This window comes from Cytobacillus pseudoceanisediminis, from assembly GCF_023516215.1.
Classification (GTDB): Bacteria; Bacillota; Bacilli; order Bacillales; family Cytobacillaceae; genus Cytobacillus; species Cytobacillus pseudoceanisediminis.
This window is the reverse complement of the sequence record NZ_CP097349.1, coordinates 2267956-2283798: the sequence shown is the minus strand read 5'-3', so window position 1 is coordinate 2283798 and position 15843 is coordinate 2267956. Positions and strand designations below refer to the sequence as shown.

At 42.2% G+C, this 15843-nt stretch carries 13 protein-coding genes and 3 pseudogenes; 15 read left to right on the top strand and 1 reads right to left on the bottom strand.

Going from position 1 to position 15843, the window contains the following annotated elements; all coding sequences use genetic code 11:
* Positions 1-3 precede the first annotated feature (3 nt).
* From rsgA to spoVM, 4 genes are all read left to right on the top strand, one after another.
* On the top strand, positions 4-885 hold the full coding sequence (rsgA, locus tag M5V91_RS12255) for a ribosome small subunit-dependent GTPase A (protein WP_009330810.1): 882 nt from the start codon (positions 4-6) through the stop codon (positions 883-885).
* 3 nt (positions 886-888) lie between these two features.
* Complete coding sequence (gene rpe / locus M5V91_RS12250) at positions 889-1539, top strand: ribulose-phosphate 3-epimerase (protein WP_009330809.1); 651 nt, start codon at positions 889-891, stop codon at positions 1537-1539.
* A gap of 70 nt (positions 1540-1609) precedes the next feature.
* Positions 1610-2257 carry a thiamine diphosphokinase gene (locus tag M5V91_RS12245; protein WP_019381738.1) on the top strand — a complete coding sequence of 216 codons (648 nt, stop codon included), beginning with the start codon at positions 1610-1612 and terminating at the stop codon, positions 2255-2257.
* A 177-nt stretch (positions 2258-2434) separates the two neighbouring features.
* Positions 2435-2515 carry a stage V sporulation protein SpoVM gene (gene spoVM / locus M5V91_RS12240; protein WP_019381739.1) on the top strand — a complete coding sequence of 27 codons (81 nt, stop codon included), beginning with the start codon at positions 2435-2437 and terminating at the stop codon, positions 2513-2515.
* Between the two features lie 146 nt (positions 2516-2661).
* Here spoVM and rpmB read toward each other — a convergent pair whose 3' ends face one another.
* A complete protein-coding gene (gene rpmB / locus M5V91_RS12235; RefSeq protein WP_019381740.1) occupies positions 2662-2850 on the bottom strand; it encodes a 50S ribosomal protein L28 in 189 nt (62 codons plus the stop codon).
* A 448-nt stretch (positions 2851-3298) separates the two neighbouring features.
* Here rpmB and M5V91_RS12230 point away from each other — a divergent pair, with 448 nt between their 5' ends.
* The 11 genes and pseudogenes from M5V91_RS12230 (at position 3299) to M5V91_RS12185 (ending at position 15837) form a co-directional block, all read left to right on the top strand.
* Positions 3299-3661, top strand: a complete 363-nt coding sequence (locus M5V91_RS12230; protein WP_009330806.1) for an Asp23/Gls24 family envelope stress response protein — start codon at positions 3299-3301, stop codon at positions 3659-3661.
* Between the two features lie 16 nt (positions 3662-3677).
* Positions 3678-5354 carry a DAK2 domain-containing protein gene (locus M5V91_RS12225; RefSeq protein ID WP_251175161.1) on the top strand — a complete coding sequence of 559 codons (1677 nt, stop codon included), beginning with the start codon at positions 3678-3680 and terminating at the stop codon, positions 5352-5354.
* 232 nt (positions 5355-5586) lie between these two features.
* A pseudogene (recG, locus tag M5V91_RS12220) lies at positions 5587-7633 on the top strand (ATP-dependent DNA helicase RecG).
* Positions 7634-7896: 263 nt separating this feature from the next.
* The gene (gene fapR, locus M5V91_RS12215; protein WP_284522175.1) at positions 7897-8463 is read left to right on the top strand and encodes a transcription factor FapR; all 567 of its coding nucleotides are present in this window, start codon (positions 7897-7899) and stop codon (positions 8461-8463) included.
* 13 nt (positions 8464-8476) lie between these two features.
* Complete coding sequence (plsX, locus tag M5V91_RS12210; RefSeq protein WP_019381744.1) at positions 8477-9481, top strand: phosphate acyltransferase PlsX; 1005 nt, start codon at positions 8477-8479, stop codon at positions 9479-9481.
* Between the two features lie 26 nt (positions 9482-9507).
* A complete protein-coding gene (gene fabD, locus M5V91_RS12205; RefSeq protein ID WP_019381745.1) occupies positions 9508-10455 on the top strand; it encodes an ACP S-malonyltransferase in 948 nt (315 codons plus the stop codon).
* Complete coding sequence (gene fabG / locus M5V91_RS12200) at positions 10452-11195, top strand: 3-oxoacyl-[acyl-carrier-protein] reductase (RefSeq protein ID WP_009330800.1); 744 nt, start codon at positions 10452-10454, stop codon at positions 11193-11195. Before fabD ends, fabG begins: the two co-directional genes overlap by 4 nt.
* A 90-nt stretch (positions 11196-11285) precedes the next feature.
* The gene (locus M5V91_RS12195; RefSeq protein ID WP_009330799.1) at positions 11286-11519 is read left to right on the top strand and encodes an acyl carrier protein; all 234 of its coding nucleotides are present in this window, start codon (positions 11286-11288) and stop codon (positions 11517-11519) included.
* Between the two features lie 615 nt (positions 11520-12134).
* Positions 12135-12874 (top strand): annotated as a pseudogene (gene rnc / locus M5V91_RS12190) (ribonuclease III).
* Positions 12875-12917: 43 nt separating this feature from the next.
* Positions 12918-13480 (top strand): annotated as a pseudogene (locus M5V91_RS30470) (AAA family ATPase).
* Between the two features lie 5 nt (positions 13481-13485).
* Positions 13486-15837: an SMC hinge domain-related protein gene (locus tag M5V91_RS12185; protein WP_369425964.1), complete on the top strand. Its 2352-nt coding sequence runs from the start codon at positions 13486-13488 to the stop codon at positions 15835-15837.
* Positions 15838-15843: the final 6 nt, after the last annotated feature.

Genomic DNA, 15843 nt, shown 5'->3' with positions numbered 1-15843 from the left:
GCTATGCCTGAGGGCAAAATTATTAAAGCCTTAGCCGGGTTTTATTATGTTTTTAGCGGAGATGAAATCATTCAGTGCCGAGGCCGCGGAGTTTTCCGGAAAAATAAGGTTAACCCGCTGGTCGGTGATGAAGTCGTGTTTCAGGCAGAAAGTATTACAGAAGGATACATCTTAGAAGTAAAAGAACGGAAAAATGAGTTGATCCGTCCGCCAATTGCAAATGTTGATCAGGCCATTCTAGTGTTTTCAGCTGTTGAACCGGGCTTCAGCACCTCTCTATTAGATCGTTTCCTGGTGCTGGTTGAATTCAATCGTATAAAGCCAATCATCTGCATTACTAAAATAGATCTGACAGACGAACATGGGTATAAGGAAATCCAGCAATATGCATCAGATTACCGCAAAGCCGGCTATGATGTTTTGCTGACTTCCTCCGAAACAGAAGAAGGCGTTAAAGACTTAATGCCATATCTGGAAGGCGAGATCTCCGTTTTTGCAGGACAGTCAGGTGTGGGGAAATCATCTTTGTTAAATGTATTAAGACCAGATTTAGAGCTGAAAACAAATGATATTTCTTCACATTTGGGCAGGGGAAAGCATACAACCAGGCATGTAGAACTGATAGAGGTTGGGAAAGGGCTTGTTGCTGATACCCCGGGATTCAGCTCCCTTGAATTTACAGATATCGAATTGGAGGATCTGAATTATTGCTTTCCGGAAATTCAGGAGAAAAGCGATCAATGCAAATTTAGAGGCTGCCTGCACATGGCAGAACCGAAATGCGCTGTAAAGGCCGCCAGTGAAAACGGTGAAATTCCTTCCTACAGATACGAACACTACAAAACCTTTCTGCAGGAAATAAAAGATAGAAAGCCGAGGTATTAATTCATGGTAAAAATCGCACCTTCGATTTTATCGGCAGATTTTTCCAAATTGGGAGAAGAGATTAAAGATGTAGAGCGCGGCGGAGCTGATTATATTCATGTCGATGTAATGGACGGCCATTTTGTACCGAATATTACAATTGGTCCATTAATTGTTGATGCAATCCGTCCTGTGACAAAGCTGCCCCTGGATGTTCATTTGATGATAGAAAATCCGGATAACTACATTGAGGCATTTGCTAATGCGGGGGCAGATTATATCACTGTACATGCAGAAGCATGCAAACACCTTCACAGAACGATTCATTTTATTAAATCATTCGGGGTCAAGGCAGGAGTGGTTCTTAACCCGGCTACACCAGTTAATATGATTGAGCATATTATTGATGATATTGATATGGTATTGCTTATGACTGTTAATCCTGGTTTTGGAGGACAAAAGTTCATCCCTGGCGTTCTTCCTAAGATTAAGGCGGTTAAGGAAATGGCTGACGCAAAAGGTCTAAATATTGAAATTGAAGTGGACGGCGGAGTGAATGAAGAAACAGCACAATTGTGCATTGAAGCTGGAGCGAATGTGCTTGTTGCCGGGTCGGCAATTTATAATCAGAAAGACAGAGCCGTGGCGATTGCTGCTTTAAAAGGTTCGAAATAAAAAAGAGCCAGCTTGAATAGAGCTGGCTTTTTATAATATAAGATATATATCATGATTGGAGCAATATGAAATGATTATAAATATTTTAGCTGGCGGCCCTGAGGATTTGCTGCCTGAACTGTCTTCATTCAGTAATGCCGGTGACAATTGGGTCGGGGTAGATAGAGGAGTGCTTACACTCATTCAAAATGGCATGCAGCCGAAAATGGCATTTGGCGATTTTGATTCTGTGTCAAATGAAGAACTATTAATCATTGAAGAAAAAGTAAAAGAGCTGAACAGGTTCAAGCCGGAGAAAGACGAAACCGACATGGAGCTTGCCCTGAATTGGGCACTGGAACAAAATCCTGAGAAAATCCGTCTGTTTGGCGCCACAGGCGGCCGGCTTGACCACTTATTTGCAAATATTCAGCTGTTAATAAAGCCTGTACTTGAAGGAAACTTTGTTCCTGTCGAAATTATTGACAAAAAAAATAAGATTAATATTAAAGCTCCAGGTGAATACACCATAAAGCAAAATCCAAATTTCAAATACATTTCTTTTGTCCCGATCACAATGGAAATTAAGGGCCTCACATTAAGAAATTTCAAGTATCCGCTCACAGATCGGACCGTCTCTGCCGGTTCTACTCTTTGTATCAGCAATGAACTTATTGATGATTGTGGTACTTTTTCTTTTACTGAAGGCATATTAATGGTTGTAAGAAGCAAGGATTAAGAGCCGGGCCAGTACTGCCCTGCAAGGTGCTGGGAATCTGGATATGAGTGCTGGCATGAATTGCTTTCTGATCATTTTTTGTAATCATGAGTACTCATCTTTCGTTATTTGAATAAGATGGTAAAGACGATTTAAGGACAGAATGGATGCGTAAGATCGTGAGGAGGGACACGAGTAATGAGATTTTATACAATCAAACTTCCTAAATTTTTAGGGGGCATTGTGCGTGCCATGTTAGGGACCTTCAAAAAGGGGTAAACTCCCATAAATGAAAAAGAAAATAGCATTAAAAACTGGGCACCTCTCTGGGGTGCTTTTATTTTTTGATTCAATGGGGGAGAATGAATAGTGGATTATAAAAAGGAAAATAAAAAGGACATCCTAAAAGGATGTCCCTGAGCAGATTAAACGCGCTCAACTTTACCTGATTTAAGTGCTCTTGCAGATACCCAAACACGTTTAGGTTTACCGTCTACAAGAATACGTACCTTTTGAAGGTTAGCACCCCAAGTACGCTTGTTAGCGTTCATCGCGTGAGAACGTGCGTTACCTGAAGTTGTTTTTTTACCAGTTACAACACATTTGCGTGGCATGTATGTTTCCCTCCTTACTAAAAGCATAAGCTGAAACTATTTTTCAATGCTTTCATTTGCAATAGTCAGATTCATCCATCTGAATTAATGAGGAATTCCGTTTCGGATCTCGACATTAAAAGATACTTTAATAATTTATCATACAACCCTTCTGATTGCAATAGTTTGCTTTCAAGAAAATTTCCTTGACATAGGGGTATGGAACATGAGCTATAATAGGGATGGGGAAGTATGGCTTTCAATATTACAGCCCATATAGTAAAATATCATAAGGTATGCATAAAGCTTTGGAGTTAGAAAGATCGCTGCCCAGCTGAAAAGGATGCATTCTCCTTTAACAGCAAGCTTGCCTCCATTTTACAATTAAGGGGGAACGCCAGCGTTTCCGTAAAGCGGGAGCGCTTGAAGAAGCTTTTATTAAAAGCAATTTCCAAAGGGGGAACGAACCATGTCCATCGAATTAAAAACGAATTTCGGGCAAATTGATATCTCTAATGACGTAATTGCAACAATCGCAGGCGGAGCAGCAGTTGACTGCTACGGCATCGTAGGGATGGCCTCTAAAAATCAAATTAAAGATGGCCTTACAGATATACTTCGAAAAGAGAATTTTACCCGCGGTGTTATTGTACGCCAGGAAGAAGATGAAGTACATATCGATATGTATATTATTGTAAGTTACGGAACGAAAATTTCCGAGGTTGCCCACAATGTGCAATCTAAAGTGAAATACACCCTTGATAAAACAGTTGGGCTAAGTACGGACTCGGTTAATATTTACGTTCAGGGAGTTCGTGTAACGAACCCGTAGTGAGGAGGAAAGACTTGTGTCAAAAAGAGATTTAGATGGGAAGCTTTTTGCCGAAATGGTCATACAAGGAGCGAACCATTTATCTGCTAATGCAAAATTAGTGGATGCGTTAAATGTTTTCCCTGTTCCTGATGGAGACACAGGAACGAACATGAATTTGTCAATGACTTCCGGTGCAAAGGAAGTAAAAGCTAATATTCAGGAACATATTGGGAAGGTGGGCTCTGCTCTTTCTAAAGGTTTGCTGATGGGGGCCCGCGGGAACTCTGGAGTAATTCTCTCCCAGCTGTTCCGAGGCTTCTCAAAGCATATTGAACAGAAATCTTCCATCAATGGCAAAGAGTTTGCTGATGCTTTGAATTCAGGTGTAGAAACTGCTTATAAAGCTGTTATGAAGCCGGTTGAAGGAACAATTTTAACCGTTGCTAAAGATTCCGCTAAAAAAGCGGTGCAGGCTGCAAAAAATGAAGATGATATCGTAGTGATTATGGAGGAAGTGTTAAAAGAAGCACGGGCTTCTTTAAACCGGACTCCGGATCTTCTTCCTGTCTTAAAAGAAGTTGGGGTTGTAGACAGCGGCGGGCAGGGTCTTGTTTTTGTATATGAAGGATTCCTTGCAGAGCTCAAGGGCGAAAAACTTCCTGATACACCAGCAGCCCTTCCAAAGATGGATGACCTGGTTAACGCAGAACACCATAAAAATGTTCATAGTTTTATGAACACTGAAGATATTGAATTTGGTTATTGCACAGAGTTTATGGTCAAGTTCGAAACTGAAAAGCTATCTGCTAATCCTTTTTCAGAAGACAAGTTCCGCCAGGACTTAAGCAAATATGGCGACTCGCTTCTTGTGATTGCGGATGAACAGCTTGTAAAAGTACATATCCACTCTGAACAGCCAGGAGATTGCCTGACATACGGACAGCGCTATGGGAGCTTAATCAATATGAAGATTGAAAACATGCGCCAGCAGCACACCAATTTGATTGATGACGTTCCTACACCATTGGCAGCTGAAGCTAAGCCAAAGGAAAAGCAGGAATACGGAATCGTTACAGTATCAATGGGCAGCGGGATTGCGGATCTTTTCCGAAGCATCGGAGCACATGCAGTCATTGAGGGCGGCCAGACGATGAATCCTAGTACGGAAGATATTGTAAAGGCCATCAAAGAAGTGAATGCCAAGAAAGTAATCATTTTGCCAAACAATAAAAATATCATCATGGCTGCACAGCAGGCTGCAGAAGTGACTGAAGAAGAAGCAGTAGTTGTTCCTTCCAAGACCGTCCCTCAGGGAATGGCTGCCCTGCTTGCTTTTAATCCAAGTGCCGGACTCGCAGAAAATGAAGAAGGCATGACAGATGCCCTTCAGCATGTGAAGACAGGCCAAATTACATTTGCTGTCCGTGATACAAGCATCGATGGCCTCGAAATTGAAAAAGATGATTTTATGGGCATCTCAGATGGGAAAATTGTTGTCAAGAACAAGGATAGAGTGCAGGCTGCCAAAGATCTTCTCGATGGAATGATTGATGAAGACTCTGAGATCCTAACCGTATTAAAAGGTGAAGATGCGGCAGAAGAGGAAGTGGATTCACTTATCAGCTATATTGAAGATAAGTATGAAGATGTTGAAGTCGAAGTGCATGATGGCAAACAGCCGCTATACTCTTTTATATTTTCAATCGAATAAACAATAAAAAAAGCGAGGGCCCAGCCTTCGCTTTTGTCCATTTAAAACGATTACATTTTAGTGAACTTCGGAAATATTAATTTATTTGGTTAAAGATTGCTTACTTGCCTATTTAGATTATAGTGTGCTAGTTATAAAGCAGGCGCTGTATAAGCCTGCAGTTAAAAGTAATTGAGCAGGGAGGGGTGGCGGACTGCCTTGAGAAAATATATTTGGCAGCCGTTCAATAAACGTGAATCCAAATTATAATCAGTCTGTTACAGCTGTTAAAGGCATCGGGGAGGAAACAGCAGTATCACTTGCTGAAATGAACATAAACACTGTAAAAGATTTGCTTGAATATTTCCCATATAGATATGAGGATTACAGGCTCAAGGATCTGGAAGAGATTAAGCATGATGAAAGAGTAACTGTGGAAGGAAGGATCCACAGTGAACCTTCACTCGCCTATTATGGAAGGAAACGGTCCAGGCTGACTGTGAGAGTTCTTGTAGGCAGATATCTGATACAAGTGGTCATGTTTAATCAGCCATATTTAAAGAATAAAATTACATTGAACGAAACTGTGACAGTGACAGGCAAATGGGACCAGCACCGCCAGATCATAACAGCCAATGAATTAAAAATAGGGAGTGCCTCCAGTAACAAGGATTTTGAGCCTGTTTACGCTGTGAAAGGAAATATCACTGTCAAGGGAATCAGACGTTTTATAAAACTGGCTTTTTCACAGTATGGAAATGAGATATCAGAAACTTTGCCTGAAAAATATCTTTTGCAATATAGGCTTTTGGATAGGCGAGATGCTATGAGATCGCTCCATTTTCCTGCCAATGATCAGGAACTTAAACAGGGAAGACGGCGATTTGTTTATGAAGAATTCTTCTATTTTCAATTAAAAATGCAGGCACTAAGAAAGATTGAAAGAGAGCAGTCTAAAGGGATTGCGCAAGCTTATGATCTTTCGAGGCTGATGGAGTTTATAGACTCTCTGCCATTTGCCTTAACCAATGCCCAGAAAAGGGTGGTTAATGAGATTCTGACTGACATGAAATCGCCTTATCGGATGAACAGGCTATTACAGGGGGATGTTGGTTCCGGCAAAACGGCTGTTGCGGCGATCGCCCTATTTGCCAGCAGGACAGCAGATTTCCAGGGAGCTTTAATGGTGCCGACCGAAATCCTTGCAGAGCAGCATGCGGAATCTTTAAAAACGATGCTTGAGCCATTTGGCCTGCGATGTGAACTCCTGACAAGCTCCGTCAAAGGAAAGCGCAGAAGAGAAATTCTTCAGCATTTAAAGGATGGAGAAATTGATGTTCTTATAGGCACACATGCACTTATCCAGGAAGAAGTGGAATTTAATAAACTGGGGCTTGTTATTACTGATGAACAGCATAGATTTGGTGTCGGGCAGCGGCGCATCCTCAGGGAAAAAGGCGAGAGTCCGGATGTTCTGTTTATGACTGCCACGCCAATCCCGAGAACATTGGCCATTACTGTTTTTGGGGAAATGGATGTTTCCATCATAGATGAAATGCCGGCAGGGCGAAAAGCGATTGAAACTTATTGGGCAAAACCTGAAATGCTTGATAGAGTACTTGGTTTTATGGAAAAGGAGCTTTCAGCAGGCCAGCAAGTATATGTGATATGTCCCCTAATTGAGGAGTCGGACAAGCTGGATGTTCAAAATGCTATAGATGTCCATGCAACATTGATGCATCATTTTCATGGCCGCTATGATGTGGGCCTCATGCATGGCAGGCTTCACCCAGATGAAAAAGAAAATGTAATGAAGGCTTTTAGCCGAAATGAAACTCAAATTCTTGTTTCTACTACAGTTGTCGAGGTGGGTGTAAATGTCCCAAATGCAACGATGATGGTGATCTATGATGCTGAGCGCTTTGGACTTGCACAGCTGCACCAATTAAGGGGCAGGGTAGGGAGAGGAGATAAACAATCTTATTGTGTTCTTTTAGCAGACCCCAAATCGGAAGTTGGAAAAGAACGAATGAAAATCATGACGGAAACCAATGACGGATTTGCACTAAGTGAAAAGGACCTTGAGCTGAGGGGACCTGGGGACTTTTTCGGAAAAACAAAGCGGGCTCCCGGAATTTAAAGTCGCCGATATGGTCCATGATTACCGCGCTCTCGAAACCGCCAGAAACGATGCAGCTTCTCTTGTTGAATCCCATGAATTCTGGCATTCAGATGAGTACCTGCCTTTGAGAAATTATTTAAAGGAAACAGGAGTGCTGGAAGGGGAAAAACTGGACTAAAGGATCGAATGTCACACGCTGAGCTGATTGGAGTGGAGGGAGCTTGATCTTCGAAAAATGTTCTCGCATTTCCTTCGTGCGGTGCTGGCTGAGGAGGCTCCTGTTCCTCCCAGCGGAAATCAACGGACAGAATATGTAAGCTAAACAAATATTCAATCACACTTAAAGCAGATTGCAGAAAAGTTCTTCCTTGCAATCTGCTTTTTTTGATTATATACTACTATTAGTACCTAGTCTTAATATCTCGGACGGTGGGATTTTTAATGAAAAGAAATAAAAAAGAACGCCAGCATTTATTAACGGACACAATAAAAGAAAATCCATTTGTCACGGACGAGGAACTTGCAGAAAAGTTCACTGTCAGCGTCCAGACAATAAGGCTCGACCGCCTGGAATTATCTATTCCGGAATTGCGGGAAAGAATCAAGCATGTTGCTGAAAAAACTTTCGAGGATGAAGTCCGATCTTTACCCATAGAAGAAATAATCGGTGAAATAATAGATATAGAATTGGATAAAACGGCAATTTCCATTTTCGATGTAAAAAATGAACATGTATTCAAGCGGAATGGAATAGCCCGGGGGCATCACTTGTTTGCACAGGCCAACTCACTGGCAGTTGCTGTAATAAATGATGAACTGGCATTGACAGCGAAAGCCAATATTCAATTCACAAGGCCAGTGCGATTAAATGAACGTGTTATAGCTAAAGCCAAGGTCCTTACAATTGATGTTGACAGCGGGAGGACGATTGTTGAAGTCAATAGCTTTGTGAATAACGAACAGGTATTTAAGGGCGAATTCGACATGTTCAGAAAAAATAATCACTAAAGGATGAAGCATCATGAAAATTTCCATAGACGCAATGGGAGGCGACAATGCCCCGAAGGAAATTGTCCTTGGCGCAATGAAAGCTGCCGCAGAGTTTAAGGATATACACATTACTCTTGTTGGCGATGAGTCAAAAATAAAGGAATACCTTACTTCAAACGAGCGGATTGAGATCTTACATACAGATGAAGTCATCTTGCCGGATGATGAACCAGTGAGGGCTGTGCGCAGAAAGAAAAATGCATCAATGGTGCTTGCAGCGCAGCTTGTCTCAGACGGTAAAGCGGATGCATGCATTTCTGCAGGAAACACGGGTGCTCTTATGGCAGCAGGCCTTTTTGTGGTAGGAAGGATTGATGGCATTGAACGCCCGGCATTATCACCTACGCTTCCAACGATAGGCGGGGAAGGGTTCCTTTTGCTGGATGTAGGGGCGAATGTTGACGCGAAACCTGAGCATCTTCTTCAATATGCGATCATGGGATCGATATATACAGAAAAAGTCCGGGGTGTTTCCAATCCTAGAGTGGGCCTTCTAAATATAGGAACTGAAGAGAAAAAAGGCAATGAACTGGCGAAAAATACATTTGACCTGCTGAAGAATGCTGATATCAATTTTATCGGTAATGTGGAAGCACGCGATTTGCTTGAGGGAGCTGCAGATGTTGTAGTGACAGATGGCTTTACCGGAAATATGGTCCTAAAGACAATTGAGGGTACTGCTCTTTCTGTGTTTAAAATGCTAAAAACAGCTCTGACCAGCAGCTTTAAAACGAAATTGGCAGCAGCTGCCTTAAAGCCTGATTTATACCAGCTTAAATCTAAGATGGATTATTCGGAATACGGCGGTGCTGGATTATTCGGATTAAAGGCGCCTGTTATTAAGGCTCATGGTTCCTCAGATGCGACTGCTTTATTCAGTGCAGTCAGACAGACCAGGGTTATGGTAGAAAACCATGTCGCTCAAACGATTAAGGAAGCTGTTGAAAAAGAAGCAGAAAAAACAGCCGTTAAATAAACTTATTTTATTTGGGGGGAATCACGATGGGTAAAATCGCCTTTTTATTTCCTGGGCAGGGATCACAGGCTGCGGGAATGGGAAAAGCATTAGCCGAACAGGATGAGAAAGTAAAATCATTTTTCGAGAGTGCTGATCAAAAACTTGGCTTTTCACTATCACAACTTATTTTTGAAGGGCCTCAGGAAAAATTGACGTTAACAACAAATGCACAGCCGGCATTGTTGACTACTAGCATTGCCATACTCGATTATTTTAAAAGATCTGGCGTAGCACCTGATTTTGTGGCTGGCCACAGCCTTGGAGAGTATACTGCACTCGTTGCAGCGGAAGCACTATCCTTTGAGGACGGTGTTTATGCTGTCCGTAAAAGAGGAGAGTTCATGGAAGAAGCAGTTCCTAACGGTGAGGGAACAATGGCAGCGGTACTGGGACTGGACAGGGACAAGCTTACTGCTGTCACAGAAGAGGTTACTGCAGGCGGCAATCCGGTTCAGCTCGCAAATTTGAACTGTCCTGGACAGATTGTTATTTCAGGTTCAAGGGCAGGTGTTGAACAAGCTTCTGCAAAGGCTAAAGAAGAAGGTGCCAAGCGAGTGCTTCCACTGGAGGTAAGCGGTCCTTTCCATTCTGAATTAATGAAGCCTGCTGCGGAGAAGTTCAGGCAAGTCCTGGACGATATTGAGATCAAAGATGCAGTTGTTCCTGTCATTGCAAATGTAAAAGCTTCTGAAATGACTTCTGCTGCAGAAATAAACAGCAGATTAATTGAACAGCTGTATTCACCTGTACTCTGGGAGGATTCAATCCGCAGGATGATAGAGCTAGGAGTAGATACATTTATTGAAATTGGACCAGGGAAAGTACTGTCAGGCTTAGTGAAAAAGGTAGATCGTTCCCTTAAAACGTATGCCGTTTCCGATGCTGAATCCTGCCAGGCAGTTACAGAATCCTTAAAGGAGGAATTGAGATGAAGCTAGAGGGAAAAGCCGCATTAGTAACGGGAGCTTCCCGCGGAATCGGAAGAGAAATTGCTTTGGGTCTTGCTAAGCAAGGTGCAGATATCGCGGTTAACTATTCCGGAAGTGAGGCAAGGGCGAACGAAGTCGTTGATGAAATAAAAGCATTAGGCAGAAATGCTTTTGCTATCCAATGCGATGTGTCAAATAGTGATTCCGTGGCAAGCATGGTTAAAGAAACAGTAGAAAAGTTTGGCAAGCTTGATATTTTGGTTAATAATGCTGGAATTACGAGGGACAACCTGCTTATGAGAATGAAGGAAGACGAATGGGATGATGTTATTAACATTAACCTGAAAGGTGTATTCCTTTGTACAAAAGCTGTTACAAGGCAGATGATGAAACAGCGCAGCGGCCGCATTATCAATATTTCATCCATCGTTGGTGTCAGCGGCAATCCTGGCCAGGCTAATTATGTCGCTGCCAAATCAGGTGTTATTGGCCTGACAAAGACCTCTGCAAAGGAACTTGCAACAAGAGGCATAACGGTCAATGCTATTGCACCAGGCTTTATCACAACTGATATGACTGATAAGCTGAACGAGGATGTAAAAGAGCAGATGCTTAAGCAAATTCCTTTGGCGCGTTTTGGCGACCCTGCAGATATTGCGAATGTGGCAGTATTTCTTGCTTCAGAGGACAGCCGCTATATGACAGGACAAACCCTTCATGTTGATGGCGGTATGGTCATGTAGTTTGTAACAGGCTTGTAATGCAAAATTTTTTATAAAACCTTTCAATAAAGGCTAAAAATAATCTATAATACTTGAGGGGAGGTGACAAGCATGGCAGAAGTATTAGAACGTGTAACAAAGATCATCGTGGACCGTCTTGGTGTAGAAGAGTCTGAAGTGAAATTGGAAGCTTCTTTCAAAGATGATCTGGGTGCTGATTCCCTTGACGTAGTAGAATTAGTAATGGAATTAGAAGACGAGTTCGACATGGAAATTTCTGACGATGATGCTGAAAAAATCGCAACAGTCGGTGACGCTGTAAATTACATAAAAGCTAGCCAATAATCGTTAGTTGGACCACTCTGCAGTGAGGGTATACCCCTCGCTGCAGCAATTTTTTATCAGCAGATGTTTACTGTCCGGTGTTACCTGTGGCATAGAGGACAGCATGGATAAAGCTGTCGCACGGCAGCAGGTGGCTGTGGACAGTAAATATGTTAGGCAAAAGCTCCGTTGAATAACGGGGCTTTCTTCTGTGAAGATGGCTGTATCCGAATGAAACTTAAAAGTGTTTTGTAAATAGAAATTTTTTTGCGTTTTTGATTTTTATTACGTAAACTTAGAAAAGACCATTTAAGCTTTATATGAATTTCAGTTTACTTAATTTTTGCGGGTTTTGAGCAGTTATCTATATTTACATTGAGCGATTGGAGCGGAAGATGCGAGATCTCCGAAAAGGCTACCGCATTTTCTTCGTGCGCAGTTGTTCGAGGAAGCTTTCCTGCGGGAGCAGCATACCAAGGGAGACCCGCAGACGCAGAGCGTCGAGGAGTCCAGGCAGCCCACACGGAAGCTTGAGTACATGCAGCGGCAATCAACAGGCTTAGTTAAAACTAGAACATCATTTTGAGATGTCCCTAATAATAAAAAGAATATTAATATTAGCAAGGTGGATGCATTATGCGCAGCAATAAGGATAAGGAAAGAAAATCATTTCGCGCAATCGAAAAACAATTTAAAGAATTCCAGACGGAAATCGGAATCCAATTTGAAAATGAAAAATTATTAAAGCAAGCTTTTACCCATTCATCTTATGTGAATGAGCATCGGAGAAAGCCCTATGAAGACAATGAAAGACTGGAATTTTTGGGTGACGCTGTACTTGAACTGACTGTTTCGAAGTTCCTTTACCTAAAATATCCCATGATGAGCGAGGGGAATTAACTAAGCTGAGGGCAGCGGTTGTTTGCGAACCATCCCTGGTCTCATTTGCCCATGCATTGTCCTTCGGCAGCCTGGTACTGCTTGGAAAAGGGGAGGAAATGACAGGAGGAAGAACCCGTCCGGCCCTGCTTGCAGACGTATTTGAAGCCTTTATAGGTGCACTATACCTGGATAAAGGATTAGATACGGTTGTCGGTTTTTTGGAGAAAGTTGTTTTTCCGAAGATTGATTCAGGTGCTTTTTCGCATGTGATGGATTTCAAGAGCCAGCTGCAGGAACTTGTGCAGCGGGATGGTGCAGGTACAATTGAATATAAAATCCTTCAGGAAAAAGGGCCTGCCCACAATCGAGAATTTGTTTCCACTGTTTCCCTAAATGGCAGGGAGCTTGGGACAGGCACCGGCCGATCAAAGAAAGAAGCGGAACAGCATGCAGCCCAAATGGCCCTTGAAGTATTGAAGAATCATATCAAGTGACATCGAAGAATAGAAACTTGGAGGAGACAGAGGGGGAGCAAGGTTGTTTTTAAAAAGGCTTGATGTTATTGGTTTTAAGTCATTTGCTGAGCGGATCACGGTTGATTTTGTTCCAGGCGTTACGGCAGTTGTAGGTCCAAATGGAAGCGGAAAAAGCAATATAACAGATGCCATACGCTGGGTATTGGGGGAACAATCAGCTAAGTCCTTCGCGGCGCGAAAATGGAGGATGTCATTTTTGCTGGCAGTGATTCCCGGAGAGCGCAGAATTTTGCTGAGGTTACACTGACCCTTGATAACGGCGATCAGGGTCTGCCGATTGAATACAGTGAAGTCAGTGTTACAAGAAGGGTTTACCGATCTGGAGACAGTGAATACCTAATCAATAAGCAAACATGCAGATTAAAAGATATCGTAGATTTATTTATGGATTCAGGCCTTGGCAGGGAAGCTTTTTCAATAATAAGCCAGGGCAGGGTAGAGGAAATTCTAAACAGCAAAGCTGAAGAACGCCGGACGATATTCGAAGAAGCGGCTGGTGTGCTTAAATATAAGACAAGAAAGAAAAAGCGGAAGGCAAACTTTCTGAAACCCAGGATAATTTAAACAGGGTGAATGATATTCTTCATGAACTTGAAAGCCAGGTAGAGCCTTTGAAAATTCAGGCTTCGATTGCAAAAGATTATCTGCAGCAGAAGGAAGAGCTTGAGAAAATTGAAGTTGCCCTTACAGTCTATGAGATAGAAGACCTGCATTCAAAATGGGAGCAGCTTTCACGTCAGCTTGAACGGCATACAGAAGATGAAATGAAGCTATCGGCAGTTATTCAGAACAAAGAAGCCAAAATGGAAGAGTTAAAGGATCATATTGCTGCAATCGATGAATCAGTAAATGATTTACAGGACGTACTCCTTCATGCCAGTGAAGAGCTTGAAAAACTGGAAGGCAGAAAAGAAGTCCTAAAAGAGCGAAAGAAAAATGCCAGCCAGAATAAAGACCAGCTTCATCGAAACATGGAGGAACTTTCTTCGAAGATAACTGAATTAAAAGAGCAAGAAGAAAAGCAGTCGGCTCTCAAAGGAAAAATAAAGGAAGAAGCAGTTAAACTTCAGAAAGCATTAAAGGAAAAGCAGGAACAGCTCAAACTCTTCAGTGAAAATACGGAAGAGAAAATTGAATCGCTGAAAAGTGATTATATTGAAGTGCTGAATAGCCAGGCGGCTTCAAGAAACGAACTGCAGAATATTGATCAGCAGCTCAGCCAGCAGGGTCAGCGCAGTTCTAAGCTTGAGATGGATAACGAAAAGTATATTGCCGACCGCAAGAAAAATGAAGAGAAAAAGCAAAAGATACAATCAGAACTTGAAAGCCTGCAAAAAGAAATAGAGAGTCAGGTACATGTTTTTCGAACGGAAGACCGCAAGCTTGAATCATTAAAGAATAATTATCAAAAGCAGGAAAAAACATTGTATCAGGCTTATCAGTATTTGCAGCAGGCAAAATCCAGGCAGGAAATGCTTGAAGAAATGGAAGAAGACTTTTCGGGCTTTTTCCAAGGTGTAAAGGAAATATTGAAAGCAAGGGGCAGCAAGCTGCAGGGAATTGAAGGAGCCGTAGCGGAATTAATTCAGGTGCCAAAAGAGTACGAAACGGCGATTGAAACTGCTCTTGGCGGTGCCATGCAGCATATCATCGTACAAAATGAGCAGGATGGGAGAAGTGCCATCCAATTCCTGAAAAAGAATTCATACGGAAGAGCAACTTTCCTGCCGTTAAGCGTAGTGAAGGGGAAAAGGCTTAATGCCGGGCAACTGCAATCGGTTCAAGGCCATCCCGCCTTTATTGGTGAAGCTGCTACGCTGATCCGGTTTGAAGGAAGGCATCAGTCTGCTATTGAAAACCTGCTTGGCAATGTTGTTATTGCACGTGACCTTAAAGGAGCCAATGAACTGGCGAAGCTTCTTCAATACCGTGTGAGACTCGTTACTATTGATGGAGATGTGGTTAATCCCGGCGGGTCCATGACGGGAGGAGCCCTGAAACAGAAAAGCACTTCCATTCTTTCACGCAAAGGTGAACTTGAAGAGCTGAAATCACGAATTTTGGACATGGAATCCAAAACAGCTAACCTCGAAAAACAAGTGAAACTGCAAAAAAGCGAAATTCAAAAACAGGAAACACGCATTGAACAGCTTAGAAAAACAGGTGAAGAGCTTCGTTTGATGGAACAGAGGGTAAAAGGAGAGCTTCTAGAAGTAGAGTTTGAGGAGAAAAGCATTAATGAGCGCTTATCTCTTTATGATATGGACAAAGCACAGTTTTCGGAAGATAGAGAAAGACTGCTGACCAGAAAGAGTGAGCTTGCAGATCTATTGGAGCAGCAGCAAAAACAAATAGCTGATCTTGATAATGTGATTAAAGCATTAACAGAAAGAAAAAACACCCAGCAGACTTCAAAGGAAACTCTTGTATCTGAAATAAATGAGCTGAAAATCAGCTTCGCTTCCAAAAGTGAACAGCTGAATCATGCTGAGGACAAACTAGCCGCACTAATTTCTGAGCTTGCTGCTAACAGGGATAAGCTGAAAACAGTAAAAGAGGATTTAGAACTGCTATCATCTGAAATGACGAATAGCTCTTCAGGTGAGCAGCATCTGGAAGAGGCAGCACAGCAAAAATTAAAGGAAAAGAATGAAACGCTTGAGTTGATTGCTTCAAGAAGGGATGAGCGCTTAAAGCTCCAAACATCTTTAGAGGACTTGGAACTTGAGGCAAAAGAATTAAAACGCCAGCATAAAGGGCTGGTAGAAGTTTTGAAAGATGAGGAAGTTAAGCAGAACCGGCTTGATGTTGAGCTGGAAAATAAGCTGAATCATTTAAGGGAAGAATATCTGCTTTCTTTTGAAGGAGCTAAAGAGGAATATCCGCTGGAGATTGAGATTGATGAAGCACGAAAAAAGTAAAACTCA

Coding starts and splice junctions, on each gene's coding strand:
- rpe (WP_009330809.1), top strand. CDS start 889: ATGGTAAAAATCGCACCTTCGATTTTATCGGCAGATTTTTCCAAATTG.
- fabD (WP_019381745.1), top strand. CDS start 9,508: ATGGGTAAAATCGCCTTTTTATTTCCTGGGCAGGGATCACAGGCTGCG.
- M5V91_RS12245 (WP_019381738.1), top strand. CDS start 1,610: ATGATTATAAATATTTTAGCTGGCGGCCCTGAGGATTTGCTGCCTGAA.
- fabG (WP_009330800.1), top strand. CDS start 10,452: ATGAAGCTAGAGGGAAAAGCCGCATTAGTAACGGGAGCTTCCCGCGGA.
- plsX (WP_019381744.1), top strand. CDS start 8,477: ATGAAAATTTCCATAGACGCAATGGGAGGCGACAATGCCCCGAAGGAA.
- rpmB (WP_019381740.1), bottom strand. CDS start 2,850: ATGCCACGCAAATGTGTTGTAACTGGTAAAAAAACAACTTCAGGTAAC.
- fapR (WP_284522175.1), top strand. CDS start 7,897: ATGAAAAGAAATAAAAAAGAACGCCAGCATTTATTAACGGACACAATA.
- spoVM (WP_019381739.1), top strand. CDS start 2,435: ATGAGATTTTATACAATCAAACTTCCTAAATTTTTAGGGGGCATTGTG.
- M5V91_RS12230 (WP_009330806.1), top strand. CDS start 3,299: ATGTCCATCGAATTAAAAACGAATTTCGGGCAAATTGATATCTCTAAT.
- rsgA (WP_009330810.1), top strand. CDS start 4: ATGCCTGAGGGCAAAATTATTAAAGCCTTAGCCGGGTTTTATTATGTT.
- M5V91_RS12195 (WP_009330799.1), top strand. CDS start 11,286: ATGGCAGAAGTATTAGAACGTGTAACAAAGATCATCGTGGACCGTCTT.